General features: G+C 52.1%; 8 protein-coding genes and 1 riboswitch. Of the genes, 3 read left to right on the top strand and 5 right to left on the bottom strand.

The window, feature by feature from the left end; all coding sequences use genetic code 11:
- Nucleotides 1–547: 547 nt before the first annotated feature.
- Nucleotides 548–1,741, top strand: a complete 1,194-nt coding sequence (locus CA13_RS29390; RefSeq protein ID WP_146402738.1) for a sialidase family protein — start codon at nt 548–550, stop codon at nt 1,739–1,741.
- Between the two features lie 431 nt (nt 1,742–2,172).
- Here CA13_RS29390 and CA13_RS29385 read toward each other — a convergent pair whose 3' ends face one another.
- The 5 genes from CA13_RS29385 to CA13_RS29365 form a co-directional block, all read right to left on the bottom strand.
- Nucleotides 2,173–3,960 carry a proprotein convertase P-domain-containing protein gene (locus CA13_RS29385; RefSeq protein ID WP_146402736.1) on the bottom strand — a complete coding sequence of 596 codons (1,788 nt, stop codon included), beginning with the start codon at nt 3,958–3,960 and terminating at the stop codon, nt 2,173–2,175.
- Nucleotides 3,957–6,860 (bottom strand): secretin N-terminal domain-containing protein, encoded by a 2,904-nt coding sequence (locus tag CA13_RS29380; protein WP_419194982.1) that lies wholly within the window; start codon nt 6,858–6,860, stop codon nt 3,957–3,959. Before CA13_RS29380 ends, CA13_RS29385 begins: the two co-directional genes overlap by 4 nt.
- Before the next feature lie 536 nt (nt 6,861–7,396).
- Entirely contained in the window at nt 7,397–7,822 is a 426-nt protein-coding gene (locus CA13_RS29375; RefSeq protein WP_146402734.1) for a TadE/TadG family type IV pilus assembly protein, read from the bottom strand.
- A 98-nt stretch (nt 7,823–7,920) separates the two neighbouring features.
- A complete protein-coding gene (locus CA13_RS29370; protein ID WP_146402732.1) occupies nt 7,921–9,129 on the bottom strand; it encodes a TadG family pilus assembly protein in 1,209 nt (402 codons plus the stop codon).
- Nucleotides 9,130–9,466: 337 nt separating this feature from the next.
- Nucleotides 9,467–9,865, bottom strand: coding sequence for a hypothetical protein (locus tag CA13_RS29365; RefSeq protein ID WP_146402730.1), 399 nt, complete (start codon nt 9,863–9,865; stop codon nt 9,467–9,469).
- A gap of 56 nt (nt 9,866–9,921) precedes the next feature.
- Nucleotides 9,922–10,002, bottom strand: a riboswitch (cyclic di-GMP riboswitch).
- Nucleotides 10,003–10,478: 476 nt separating this feature from the next.
- On the opposite strand from CA13_RS29365, the gene CA13_RS29360 reads away from it, so the two are divergent.
- Complete coding sequence (locus tag CA13_RS29360; protein ID WP_419194981.1) at nt 10,479–11,066, top strand: RNA polymerase sigma factor; 588 nt, start codon at nt 10,479–10,481, stop codon at nt 11,064–11,066.
- The gene (locus tag CA13_RS29355; protein WP_146402728.1) at nt 11,063–14,227 is read left to right on the top strand and encodes a vWA domain-containing protein; all 3,165 of its coding nucleotides are present in this window, start codon (nt 11,063–11,065) and stop codon (nt 14,225–14,227) included. The genes CA13_RS29360 and CA13_RS29355 overlap by 4 nt, the downstream gene beginning before the upstream one ends.
- The last annotated feature ends 52 nt before the right edge of the window (nt 14,228–14,279 follow it).

The following is a 14,279-nucleotide window of genomic DNA, read 5'->3' as shown; positions in this document are numbered from 1 at the left end:
AATTTGGAGCATCAAAATTTGAACGAACGCTTGGATCGAATTACTTTGGCACACGAATCAACGAACAGTGACGACTTCCTCCATTTACTTTGAGTGTGAGTCCGAGAACCTTCGGTGGACGGCGATGTTCACCACCGGCGAGGCGGCGGGCCGTAGTTCGCGGTTTTCCGTCGAGTGGTTTCAACGGCACCTTATTCAAACTGACCGTCTTATTCTTCTAGATACCAGCCCATTTCCGAGGCTTGACGAAGTCACGAAGCAAGCGGTTGATCTACGCAATCATGATCATCCGCTCGCAAATGGCTGCGACCAATAAATCGTCGAAACGAGATTCCCCGCGATTTTGCTCAGCCGTCGTTCGTATGACAACTTGGACGGGGACATTCTGATAGGATTATTCTTTGGATCGACTCACGACCTCGGTGGGAATTGCAATCGATCGCAAGTCCGATCCCCAATTTGTTCTGCGTTTCACTTCCGTAAACTTGACTGAAGTTACGCACTGAGCACCGATTGCCTTGACTCCCGCCAAACGAAAGATCCCGCCATGCGAAAGCATTCCAAACTTGTTCTAGTGATCGGATTACTTTATTTTTGTCCCACTCTTCATGCTGACGAGCTTGGCAAGCCTGACGGTGTCGCTCTGTTTGCGAGCGAACAGGATGGCTATGCGACCTACCGCATTCCCTCGTTGACGGTAACGCCCCAGGGAACAGTACTGGCGATTTGCGAAGGCAGAAAAAATGGTCGCAGCGATGCCGGTGACATCGACCTCGTGATCAAACGTTCGACTGACAATGGGCAATCATGGGGTGCTCAACAAGTGATCTGGGATGATGCCGGTAATACCTGCGGCAATCCATGTACTGTTGTTGATTCCGATACCGGGACAGTTTGGCTGCTTTGCACATGGAATCTTGGCGATGATACCGAATCGGAGATTATTGCTGGTAAGAGCAAGGACAGTCGACGAGTTTTCGTTATGTCATCGTCCAATGATGGAGCGACATGGAGCACACCCCGTGAGATCACTAGCGACGTCAAAGATCCCAATTGGACATGGTACGCAACTGGACCGGGCAGTGGCATCCGTATCGAACAGGGCAAACATCGCGGTCGACTGGTTATCCCATGCGACCATATCGAAGCGGACACGCGCGGTTACTATTCGCATGTTATCTTTTCGGACGACCATGGCGCAACGTGGACACTCGGAGGTGTAACGCCCAAACGGAACGTTAACGAATGTGAAGTGGTTGAACTGCAGGGCGGGCGGTTGATGCTAAATATGCGAAACTACGATCGCTCGAAAACAACTCGCCAAGTAGCCTTCAGTGACGATGGCGGCATGACGTGGGCCGACCAAAAGTTTGCCCCCGCACTGATCGAGCCGATATGCCAAGCGGCAATCGAGCGTTACCCCGTGGATGGAAAAGACGCCCACAGCGTACTGATATTCAGCAATCCGGCGTCCAAGAAAGGTCGTGTTCGAATGACGTTACGGGCTAGCTTTGACGAGGGCAAAACCTGGGCAGCCGAACGTTTGTTGCACGAGGGACCTTCAGCGTATTCGGATCTCGCTGTTTTGGCCAATGGGCGTATCGCTTGCTTCTATGAGGCGGGTGTTAGATCGCCTTACGAAACGATTGTGTTCTCGCAAACGGAACTATCGCAATTGAAAGAGGCACAATCCGAAGTAGGGACGAAGTCATCAGATTCGGATGCCAAGCGATCAGAGTGAAACGTTCTTGACACGCATCATTGCTTTAGGAGGGCATCATTGCTTTAGGAGGGCATCATTGCTTTAGGAGGGCATCATTGCTTTAGGAGGGTCCGTCGCCCAATGATCGCTAAGCATGGTACGACAACGTTTCGCAAACAGCATGCTTCCAAGACATTCGGCGCGGCTCCCTTTCGCATCGGCCGGCTCCGTCAATCAAAACTGAATTCACTCGTCCCCAATACAGTTCACCAGCGAATTCAAGCTTCTTGACATTCGCACGCCTTATGTTCGCATCGCTTCCGGTTAATGCACACTTCACCGTGCCAAAACGCTCCACAGACACAGTTTTAGAACACAGTGACAGAACATAGTGCGCAAGCGGAGAACTTAGCAGGCATAAGAAACATGCCCTACCTGTCCGAACGGTCACCCTCGGATTCGCCTATCGTCTACTTTCCAAGTAGCTCCTTCAATGATCTATCGGCGCCATTGGCTTGAGTCTTGATTTCACGCCAGGCTTGGTTCACCTGTTCTCGTGTCATCTTTCCTGACTGAACGGCCTGTTCAAACCGACGTCCCACAGATTCATAGTCAATTCTGTTTTGCCGCGTCGAATCGTTACGATTCCGCTCCGGGACGGCGTTGGGGTATCGATTGAGTGCATTGAGTGTCGATCCCATTTGTGACACTTCGCCGGTCATTCCATCGTTGTCGGGTGGAGGGGCGACTCCGCCAATCAATTCCTCCATCGGGCGAACGATAAGGCTCCAATTGTGCAGCATGCCAAAGCGTTCGTTGCGCGTTCCGCGAATGACCAATTGCCAGACACCTTGGATATTCTTGCCGTTGAAAGCGCTCAATCCGGGTTGTCGTTTGGCGACACCTTCGGGCAAGAACGTGCCACGGTACGGCGGTCTCGCTTTGGTAACCGGATACCTGGATTGATCATCAAAAATGGTGTTGTCGAAATTGTCATCCCCGCCACCGATTTCAGTAAACAACTCAATACGTTGGCCGTCGGGGCCTGTAAGAAACGCATCCAACGACGAGACGCTGGAATGCGTGATTGAAAGTTGCAGATTCAAATCGCCAATCAAAAAGTCTTCGGTTACTTCGATCTCCGAAATGATCGTACGACCGGGCGGCAACGGTTCGGCGGTGGTATTCTTATAGGCGCCGCCGACCATTGCCTTGGACAATGAGACTTCGGTTGCGGTCAGCAGTCCGTCTTCGTTTTGATCGAGCGACGTGAACTCTTGTAGGCGTTCGTCGCTCCACTCGGACGTGAACTCCATCATCGACACTTGTCCGTCTTCATCGACATCCAGTTCGTAGAACCATCCAGGGATACCTTCGGCTTCGCTGCCCAATTCCGTCTGAATTTCCGTTAGGAACGCATGCAATTCATCTCGCGACAATTCACCATCCAAGTTGACGTCGATTTGCGTTGTCGGCAATCCGAGCGTAAGCACTTCGTGCGACTCCAAACGACCGTTCTTGTTAAGATCAAATCGTCCGAGGATGTCGGATGTTAGCCGGTAACCGGTGCCACGCATGCGGAACCATTGCGACGCGTCTCGTCGGCGCTCTTGTTCGGGCTGCGACGGACGAATGTCGTTACCGGCCCGCCGAGCCTTTTGGATTAGCTCATCGGATTCTCCGGACAAAAGTCGTCGTCGTGCGTATCGTTGCCCCAATTCCAATCGACTCAAACGCCCATCGTTGTCGACGTCTTCCTCGAAGGGATCTCGATGTGTCCAATCGGCACGTCGGGCTTCTTGTCGATCAATGAATCCGTCACGGTTTCGATCAGACCGTCGAAGTGTGCGATCGGCTTCGCTTAAATCAGCTTCCGTATAGGGGTATTTGATTTCCGCCAAGCCAAAATCGGGAACAAGCGGTTCACCAGGATCAGGCCCAAACGGCAATACCGTCCCACTTTGTGTTCCCAGCTCTACCTCTCTTCTTGAAACGCCATTTTGAAGCGCGAAGTAGATCCTTGCCGCTTCCTGTAACTTATCGATTGGGTTGGGGCGATCCAAAGACATCCGCCTGGCTCTTGTGATCCGTTCCAAATAAGGCCGAGCAAGCGGCGTAACTTCATTGGGTTCGATCAACCCGTTACCGTTCGTATCGAGTCGATCTAGCGAATCTCGCAACCCCGATTGTGCAGTTACCGCTGAACCGGTGAAGCAAATCAGTGCAGCACAGATGCTGCCTCGCAAAGAGCCACTCATCTTCGATCTCCACCACGGTTTGATGTTGCCCCGGTCGGCCTCGTCTGTGGGCCAGCTGGCCTCGAAGTAGAACGCGTTGAACTTGCCCGGGAAGATCGCGTTTCACCCAACAACACTTGCCGCAGCATCGTCTCGACCACCTCGCCGTTGATTGGCGTGACGACTTCAATCAACTGCTCGCTTCGGGAGTCGATTGACTGGACAAGTTGCTCCACCTCGAGGAACAGCTGTTCTGGGGCGGTCACAATCAACGAGTTGCTCGCTTCGTGAACGGCAATCGCCATTTTGGGTTCTAAGTCGGGGGGCGTAGTGGCAACTAGTTTCTTGCCTGACTTTTCATTTCCTTTTTCTCCCCCTTGGGCAGCTCTATTGTCTTGTGCCTGCTCCGCTCGTGATCCTGCGGTTGGCCCGCGTCCACGCGGGTCGGCGATGCGATTTGGGAACGCTTCCCGTATCGCTGCTGCTACGTCACTCGCGTTCGTATTGTGTAATTCAATCACACGCGAAGTACCGTGTGTCTCGATCGACGTAATACTCGTATCCTTGTCGATGATTTCCAAGTAGCTTTGAATACGCTCGATATCCGACGCCAAACCTTGTGTGATCAGGCGGTTCAAACGCGAATCGGCAACGACTGTAATATTGCCTGAGATCATCGTCATGGTGCCATCCTGTGATGTCACCAAACTGCTTGAATAGGAACCTGTACTTGACCCAACATACCCATTGACCAACGAACCCGATGCTTCACCGCCAATGACTTCGCCACCCTCAAGCAACTCGGCCAGCATGCGAATTGCTTCGTCGACCTTCGTGTATTTAAGGTAAAACACGATCGGGGCCGATGACGCCAATTGCAGAGGCCCCGCGATCGTTTGCATGTGCTGTTCAAATTGATCAAGCGCATCGGTATCGGCCGATTGGAGAATGATCCCTCGCGACGTCAGTTGACATCGAATCGCATCATCCTGGTGATGAGGATTGCCAGCCAACAGCATGCCCTCGCCTGAAGTGGCACGACTGGTGATCGTCGAGGCGAGCGTCGTTTCGATGCTCAAACTGGATTTCGGTGTGGTGGTCGATTCGGGCTCACTAAGCGTGCGCTCGGTCTGTTCGGAATCGCCTTCGTCAGCGTCATAGAAAATGATTGGATTGCTATCTCGCCAGAATTTAGCCGCCGTTTTGAGTATCTGTATTCCTTGGCGGCCCGTGAGCGATAGGAAACGCACTTCATCGCCACGCTCGGACCCTGGATTTACGTCCAACTCCTCGACCATTTGTTTGATCTGTTCGAGTTGTTGTTTTTTGGCGCGGACAAACAGTCGACGATTGACTGGATCCGCATCGATCTTGGGAGCATCAAGATCCGAACTTTCTGAGTCATCAAGAGGCCCCGCAAGATCGAGCATTTCTTCGATTAAACCGATCACAAAGAATGGATCCACCCAAGTCAACGGAATGATTTCAAACTCGGCGCTGCTGGCTTGTATTTGAGCGACGGTTTCGGATATTTCCGTTTGAATTTCCGGTGTGGCCAAGGCGACGATCGTTCCCGCCTGTTCGTCCATCGACAATCTCACCGTTTCGCCGGCTAGCAAGGTTTGTAGGACATTGTAAACGACTTCCACATTGCCGCCTGCGATGGAATGCGTTCGCAATTCCTGGTCACCGTTCGTTACGGACATCGTCGCGTTTGGCTGGTCGATTGCGGTTACCAATCCTTCGATCAATTTCACCTTGTCCTCCACGCCGGTTACGAAAATATTCTTGCCATGTGGATCGGCTGAGATACTCACATCGATCCCGATCATTTCGTCAGTCGCTAAGCCAAGGTGTGGACGGGCTACAAGCAACACGTCTTCAGCCTCAACGTGCTTCAGTGAAAAACTCTGCACGACCGTGCCATTGTCCATCGTGTCCGGAGTGAATGCATTTAAAATGGATTTGACGCTCTTCAACTTGGCAACCGTGTCGGTCACTAACAATCGCTTTGTCTTTTCGAACACCGCGGGAGTCGACATCAGACTTAGCGCAGCCAGTTCTTGAACGGCATCTTGTGGTTCCAATTCGCCGAGCGGAAAAATACACTTGACGACATCGTGTTCGTTGGTTTCGCGGTCAAGTTGTTCAACCGTGATTAGACGAGCAATCGATTCGAGTTGCTTCATGCTACGGGCATCTCCAAGATTGATCACCGACAACAGTTTGCCACTACGAATGATTGCGAAGCCTTCGGGTAACAAAAATAAATTGATACGATCGATCGCCTCATTATGCGAAAACTCGTTGGGATCCGAATAAGTGAAGCTGCCGGGGGGAAGGTCTCCCACATGCAGTGCCAAATCCGCCTCATCCGAAATCCATCGCAGCACATCGCGCCATGCAGTGGCCTGGAACGAGAAACGTACAAAGCCAAGGCGTGGGGGCGCGACATCGTCGGCGGCGACGGGCGCGACATCTTCAGCGACCACGGGCGCGACATCTTCAGCGACCAGGGGCGCGACATCTTCAGCGACCACGGGCGAGACATCTTCTGTGACCAAGGGCACGACATCTTCAGCGACCACGGGCGCGACATCTTGGGCCGAAGCCGATGAGAAGCGGGTACCAATGTTGGCTGTGCCAAGGACGGTGGTGCATACCATCACGGCAATCGTTCGATTGAACCATCGGGTTGAATGCAAGTCACTCGTTTTGGGAGTTTGCTTTCGGGAGTTCATAGCGTGTACCAAATGAGCGGCTAGGAGAGATGGAACCAAGGCAGGTTGCATGTAAGGAAGGAGGGTAAGTGAATCGTGTTGCCCCGGCGAGATTGAATCACCAGACTTGCGATGTTTGAACGCACCAAGTAATCCAAACGAAGTAATCCAAGCGGACACCGCGACTCGATCGTTTTTCATTATAAAATGGGTGTCAACACCGAGAATCGGCTGTCCGGCCGAGCCGGGCAAGTAGAAAGATCAATTGGGCTGGACTGATGATCCCGACTCAGATCGCTTTTCGGTGTTGACCACTATTGTAGTCCTATTTTGGCATTTGTGGTACGACGATCAGCTGATAACTAACCTAAAAACCTTGCCAACCGCTTCTGTTCGGGCTGGCGATCGATCGGTTTGTACGGATCATTTGGGTGAGAACGATTTCCGTCGAACGGCTTCACCCAGCTGTCTTTTCACACAGGATTTGGGAATTCCATCTGCTTGGGCGTTGGCAGGTAGAAAATGAGAACTGGCGATTGCGTATTTTAGCCAGGTTGCCTCCTGGGCGTATTCGCACCCTAAACTCGGGCGTAATCCCCGCGGATTCAGACAACTGTGTTGTCTATTGAGGCACTTCAAGCCGGCCATATTCCGTCGTGCTGCGGACGATCAATGCCGATTGCGCATTTCGCCACTTAGGACGTGGCGAACAACCTGGGCTTTTCCTGGCTGCGCAGCTAATTAGTGCTTTCTCGGCGCATGGTCGCTTCCGCCACCAAATCGGGAGAACTGAAATTAAAGAATTGCGGCACCCAACTCAATGATGCAGTATTGACTCGCACACGAACGGTTACCATCGCCCCCGGCTCGGCATCTGCGATGTGACTAGGTTTAAGTTCGACGGTTGCATCGGAGATTCCCAACACTGCCAATTCATCGTTGACTCGTGCGGTGACATCGTCGTTGGTTGCCGTTGGTCGCACCGCCACCCTGGCGCCTTCACGCGTTGCATGAGTCGCGGTTTGCTTGACCAGATTCAATCTGCTGATCTCGACTAAAGCAAACGTAAACCCCATCATCAAAGGTGCGATCAGTGCGAACTCGACAGCAGAGGTTCCTCTGCGTCGTGAAGGCCGGATCGATTGGTGGCGAGTTTTAGACATAGGGTGAAAATCGCAATTAACATGTGAGGCGATGTAACGTTCAGAACAAAGTTTATGTAGCGAAGCGGAGTCGACAAAGGGCTCGTTTCGATAGGCTGCTATTCGACAAGCATGACCGGAGTAACCAGATGGGTGCTATAAATGCTCCCGGTGGTGTCGACTTTACACCCTCGAGCGATCACTTTTGCCGGCTGAATCACAACTTCCTTCTTGTCTTTCTTTCCTGTCAATTTCACGTTGAGTATCCTGACGCCCTCAAAGGCGACAATTGTGAACATTGCGTTATTGCCGTTTCCTGCAACAGAGGTATAGATCGGAATGATTCTTGGCTTGCCAATGATTGATGCAAGTTCATCCTTGACCCCCGCACTGATTCCTGTATCGCCATTGAGCAGTAGCTCCCCATTTGCATCAAGCATCAACGGTTTACCCAGATCGATAAAGTCTTGCTTGGAGACGCCGTGTAGAATTTGTCGTGAAAGGTCAGCCGTGCTATTGTTTCTTCCACCGATGTCGACCGTCCCACGATTACCGGGCGAACCGGTGCCTTTGGGGTAGAGGTTGGTTTCAAAGAATCCGTCGGACCCGCTAATGACACTGCCATCTTTGAAGGCATATTGGTCCAATGTTGCATTGGCAATCGCCTGTTGCCAACTAGGTAGGTCCAATGCGAATGGTAGCAGTTCGAGCGTCTCGTCGTAGTTTGAAGGTTCGTAGAAGCCATCAATGGCTTGCATCATTGCCGCAGTTGCAGTGACTTCAAGCGATTGAGTATTGCGACCTGTTAACGCTCCAAAGAACAAAGGCAATTCACCGTTGTTACACGATTGACGTCGAAGCGTGACGCGGACGGCGTTCCTGGCTAAATGATCCGATGTGCTCCACGTTCCGTCAAAGTTGTAGGTGCCGAGTTCAATGTCACTCGACTTGAGCTCTGGAGAGATGTCGCCGACGATGTTCGCCAACGCAGCCTTGTTTGCTTCACTCTTCACTTCGGCTTCAAGTTCGTAATCAACTGTTCCTGCAACCTGTTGATCCAACATCTCCCAGCATGCTGACATCGCTGCTGCATCGGCTGATCGCCGCATCTCGGTCCTGCCAACATGGATATAGCCAAAGTCTAGGACGATACCAAGTAAGGTGACCAGACTGACGCTTAGAATTAACCCGAACACAAGTGCAGCCCCACGCCGCTGCTTGCCAGATCTCGCGATTGAAATTCGGAACCGTGCAGTCGCCGGATTGAACTCTCGAAGGGTAGACGATGACTCAGCAGAAGCGGTGAGAAATTTGTTAGGATTTCGCATGAGTTTTTACCAAAGCGCCGAAGGGGGAATCGGAAGTATAGAGACAAGTTGAAAATGGAGTCTGCTATCGAAAGGCGATGTATACAGACACTAGGGTTGGCAGTTGACCGGCACCGTGACTATCCGTCCATCGGCATGGAATGCCCGAACTTCAATGAGCGTTAAGCTTTCGACCCGATTGCCTCCGAAGCCAATGTCAACCGAATCAAGACTATCTTGTGGGTGGTAGTATGAAAGGTCAGTAACAGAACTCGCCGGAATCCTGACAAGATAGTCCGGACCTCCAAACGCCCCCCATTCTTGTCCCGTACCATCCTTCACCGCGTACAACAATTTTTTAATCAATCACGGCCATCACGCTTGTCCAGCGGATTACGTCTCCACTGGTGGCGAGGACTCGACGAGTGACACTTCGAGCTTGGTCTTTCATTTGACCGTCATTGAACGCACCCACATGAAATCCGCCACCGGAAAATTGGTCGTCAGCGGCGTAGTTCATTTGCAGTTGAAAATAGCAATTCTCGAGACCCACGTTAGGAGAAATGAAGAACGTGATTTGAGGAGAATTGCTGGCAGCGTCGGGTTCATTGACAACCAACTCCCAAACTTCTTCAATCTTGAAAATGGTTGAGTCGTCGGCATAACATGGGGCCGCAGTGACCAAAACCATCATGAGAAGACTTGTCACGCTAATCAATCGATAGCGCAGCACGCAAGGCGGGTGGATTTTCTTCATCTTATTTCGCTCGGATTGAAGTGACAGATTAAGTCACCCATTCTGGTTCGTTTACCTTCGGTAGTCTGGCGATCCACTCGTGGAATGGACCCATGACTTTGCGTCCCAAACTTACGTTTGGTTTGCCACTTGTCGTGCAAATCGAGTGAGAGAAGGATATCGAGCACAAATGGTGATTAGCTATTGAAAAACCTAGCTCGAGTTTTCCATGTCTGTGAAATGTTTTTCTGAAAATTTGTGGATTTCGTTCCCCCGGGTTTCCGGCGAGTTCCACCCCCAACTATCGGTCGCACCGGATAATGCTGCCATCAATGACCGGCCGGCAAGACTGGCGTGATGAGGCGACCCATGCTGGAGAGGGGCGTATCTTTTTCGCTGATTCTCTCGCTCTTCCATTAGGCAAAACGCGACGCGATTCACCAATGGGGCCAGCACCCTATTCCGTCACGGCCAATCCGGACATCGAGCGTCGGGAACCGAGTGCCTGCATAGTGAAATGCAGGGATTCTTGGCCGTATTCCCGCTAACGCAGATGTATTTCGAGAAAATGCCCCAATATCCCCTAAGAAACATGATCGTTTCGAGTCGTCTATTATGAGAGGATGATTGGGTCGTGATTCAAGATCGTCATGCACACCGAACCGAATTAATGTTGAAACCGACTCCGGGGGTCAAACCATCAAACGCCAAGGGTGAGTGTGAGCTCACCCTTCGAGAACTGTTTGATACCGAGGAGGCTCCGCTGCTGCGTTACGCATTCGCACTAACCGGTCACCGCTCGGTAGCAGAGGAAATTGTGCAAGAAGTCTTCTTGCTGCTTCATACACATTGGGACGACGTCGATGCGCCAAAAGCTTGGTTGATGCGCTGCGTGCGTAACAAGGCGTTCAACTTCATCCGCGACAAACAACGGGAAGTGTCGGGAATTGCCGGTGGAACATCGTCCACCTACACCGAAGACGAAAGCCCCGAAGAGATGATCCTGCGAATGGAGGCCACGGGAATCGTACGTCAGATGTTGTTGGAACTCGACGAACCCGACCGACAGTTGGTGAAGTTGAAGTATTTCGAGGATCTCAAGTACAGTGAAATTTGCGATCAAACGGGTCTCAGCATCGGTAATGTTGGCTACCGTTTGCACCACATTTTGAAAGAGCTTGCCGTCAAGTTGCGGCCACTCGGAATCGACGGAAAGTCATGAACGAAGAATCACATAATCGAAAAATTGATCCACAGCTCGAAGCTCGAATCGTGGCTCTCGTGATGGGCGAAGCGTCGGAGCTGGAACGCGACCAACTGAGTCAACTGATGGAGGAAAATCCCGAGTTGGCCACACTCAAATCGGAGTATGAGTCGATTCATGGTCTGATGCGTGAAGTTGCCGCTGGGGAAACGCTACCGCAAGACGATGATTGGAAACTTTCCGCTGAAAAACGACACTCGGTACTTGCGGTACTCGATGGGAAGTCGCACGAACCAACCTCCGCGCCGGTTCATGTCCAATCCAGTGAAAGGCGACGATGGTGGACGGGAAGTTTTGTACCAAGTTATCCAAGAATCGCGGCGATCTTATCGGTCGCTGGCTGCTTGGGACTGCTCGCGTTTTCCATACTCGGGCTATCGATCTCCAGCCCCATGGCATCTCGTAGCGTGGATTCACAGCTTGCCGTTGAGGAATACGAAGCGTACTTGGACGCCGTACCGGCTGGCGAAGGGTTTTCAAGTGGCGGTACGAGCATCGGTGTAATGATAGAAAATGCCGCAGGGCGACCGGCAGCAGATGTTGAATACGACTTCCGACAGAATTCCAAATCATCTCTATCTCGCCTTCGTGCGAGTCTCGATACCGAGTCTCCTCCCCCGAGTCCCTACTACGTTGATGAGGACGCCGTTTACTCACGGCTGATCCCAAATGCGGAGTTGCCTGATGTGGTAGGTGCGCCAGGTGAAGCTCCTGTTTGGGAGGATCTAAATCGTGAATCAGTGCGACCATTGAGCCGTGAACGTTCATCAGGCCAGACGACACAAAACTACTCTGTAACCGTTCCGAATGCGCCAAGTAGTGGCGTTACCAAAGAATCGGAACGCCTTGGAACAAAAGATTCTGTGTGGGTTGATCCAGGTCCTCTCAGCTACGAAGCGGTCCAGCCGACCGTTGAGAATTTCAGCGGTCCTGGTAGGCAGTTGGCTGAAAGCGACTTGGCCCAGAAGAGACTTCCAGAGATTGAGAAGAAGGTCCCAGAAGAATCGTCGATCGCACTTGGAATTCAGGAAATGGCCGTTGATGAGAAAGCCGAGAGAGCAGTCAGGGGAAAACGCGGCCAAGCAACTTTTGGGGACACAGCCGAAGGTCGGTCGTCACGCTATGCGTTAGATGGCATTGATGTCGATAATGACGGTGATGGCGTTGCCAGTGCAATGGAATGGTTCGGAGGTAATGGCGCGATGGGAGGGGGAATTAGCGGGGGAGCAAGATTGGAGCAGCTTGAAAATGCTCCCGGCAATGACCACTACTTCTTTGGCGTGCCACCCTCTGACGTTCCGCCTCAAACGCCACGATTCGATTTTTCTCGAACCGATCAGGATGTAACAAAAGGCTTGGAAACGCGTTCGACTGAGACGGTTAGCGAAGCCTTGGCATTCCATGATCGTCGCATAAAGGACCTTGAGGACGACATTGGGTTAGCAATCACGGACAAGCTGGGACGAAAATTGGAAGCGGGAAAGCTTGTGACTCCTAGTGCGAAACAAGATGCAACACCACGAGTTCCTACACAGGCGGCCCTTCCTCAGGAATCAAGTTCTGCACCTGCGGCAGTCTACGGTCACGATCTATTGGGTGACTTCGCAAAAGCCGTCGACCAGACCGAACTTTTACCGAAGAAAAAAGGGAAGCAAATTGAGTTGCAGCGTCAACTTGGTCAACAAATGGTTGATGGCGAGCGGTTCCGCGGGATTGCGACACGGGCGTATGGGGAAAAGGCCCAATCCAAATTCACGCCTGCGAAAAAACGACCCGCCGCAGCCGGACTGAACGAAAAGAACGCCTTGGAAGATGCGTTTTCCACTTTCTCACTCCACGTCAGTGACGTTTCTTTCAAACTCGCCCAAGCAGCACTCGCCCGTGGTGAATGGCCAGAGACAGCAAAAATCCGCATCGAGGAATTCGTCAACGCATTCGATTACGGCGATCCAATGCCCAGTCAAGACGAGAAAGTTGCCTGTCGACTGGAGCAATCGATCCATCCGTTCCTTCAACAGCGAAACCTGTTGCGAGTCGCGATGCGAACGGCTGCTGCGGGTCGTGCGAGCAATACACCGCTGCGACTCACATTCCTACTCGACAACTCGGGATCGATGGAACGCATCGACCGCCAACAAACCGTTCGCCGCGCCTTTGCGATGCTTGCCGGGCAACTCAAATCGATAGATCAGGTCACTTTGATCAGCTTCGCACGTCAGCCACGGCTTCTTGCAGATAAGGTTAGCGGATCTAGATCGAATGAACTCGTTCAGCTTATCGAAAATTTGCCGAGCGAAGGTGGCACCAATATTGAAGCCGCACTGCAATTGGCTTTTGAGAAAGCACAAGAGCAACAGGCCGACGATGCTCAAAATCGCGTTATTCTGCTGACCGATGGCGCTGTCAATCTTGGCGACGCCAATCCAAACAGTCTGGCGGGAATGATCACCACCATGCGAGACGCGGGTATCGCTTTCGACGCCGCGGGGATCAGTGCTGAGGGCTTGAATGACGAAATTCTTGAAGCACTCACGCGAAAAGGAGACGGCCGCTACTACCTGCTTGATTCAATCGATTCTGCCGATGATGGTTTCGCTCGCCAGATTGCGGGTGCGCTACGTCCATCGGCCAAGAATGTGAAAGTGCAAGTGGAGTTCAATCCTAAACGGGTTGGCCGCTACAAATTGCTCGGTTTTGAAAAGCATATGCTGAAACAAGAAGACTTTCGCAACGACAAAGTCGACGCCGCAGAGATGGCAGCCGCTGAAGCCGGAGTAGCGGTTTATCAGTTCGAAGCGAGACCGGACGGCGAAGGCGATGTGGGTTCTGTGTCGGTACGGTTTCGCGACCTGTCGACTGGACAAATGATCGAAAACCGTTGGCCGATACCCTACAAAACTGACGCTGCGCGGCCTGACCAAGCCGCCCCGTCAATGCGTATCGCAACCACCGCAGCGATGTTCTCTGCGAAGCTCCGTGGCGAGCCCCTAGGGGAAATGGTGGATCTGAAAACGTTATCCGACTTGATCTCCGGATTACCTGATCGCGATCGCAATGCCAAGCGAGTTCAACAACTTCAGCTGATGATCGATCAGGCCCGGCAAGTAAGCGGCGAGTAGCGCACGTGAAAAAATGCAACTATGGAAATTCCGCATATAGCAATCGACTCCT

Origin of the sequence: Novipirellula herctigrandis (assembly GCA_007859835.1) — a bacterium.
Lineage (GTDB): Bacteria > Planctomycetota > Planctomycetia > Pirellulales > Pirellulaceae > Novipirellula_A > Novipirellula_A herctigrandis.
The sequence above is the reverse complement of the archived record's forward strand: the minus strand, read 5'-3'. Positions and strand labels throughout refer to the sequence as shown.

Coding starts and splice junctions, on each gene's coding strand:
- CA13_RS29355 (WP_146402728.1), top strand. CDS start 11,063: ATGAACGAAGAATCACATAATCGAAAAATTGATCCACAGCTCGAAGCT.
- CA13_RS29375 (WP_146402734.1), bottom strand. CDS start 7,822: ATGTCTAAAACTCGCCACCAATCGATCCGGCCTTCACGACGCAGAGGA.
- CA13_RS29385 (WP_146402736.1), bottom strand. CDS start 3,960: ATGAGTGGCTCTTTGCGAGGCAGCATCTGTGCTGCACTGATTTGCTTC.
- CA13_RS29390 (WP_146402738.1), top strand. CDS start 548: ATGCGAAAGCATTCCAAACTTGTTCTAGTGATCGGATTACTTTATTTT.
- CA13_RS29380 (WP_419194982.1), bottom strand. CDS start 6,860: ATGAAAAACGATCGAGTCGCGGTGTCCGCTTGGATTACTTCGTTTGGA.
- CA13_RS29370 (WP_146402732.1), bottom strand. CDS start 9,129: ATGCGAAATCCTAACAAATTTCTCACCGCTTCTGCTGAGTCATCGTCT.
- CA13_RS29365 (WP_146402730.1), bottom strand. CDS start 9,865: ATGAAGAAAATCCACCCGCCTTGCGTGCTGCGCTATCGATTGATTAGC.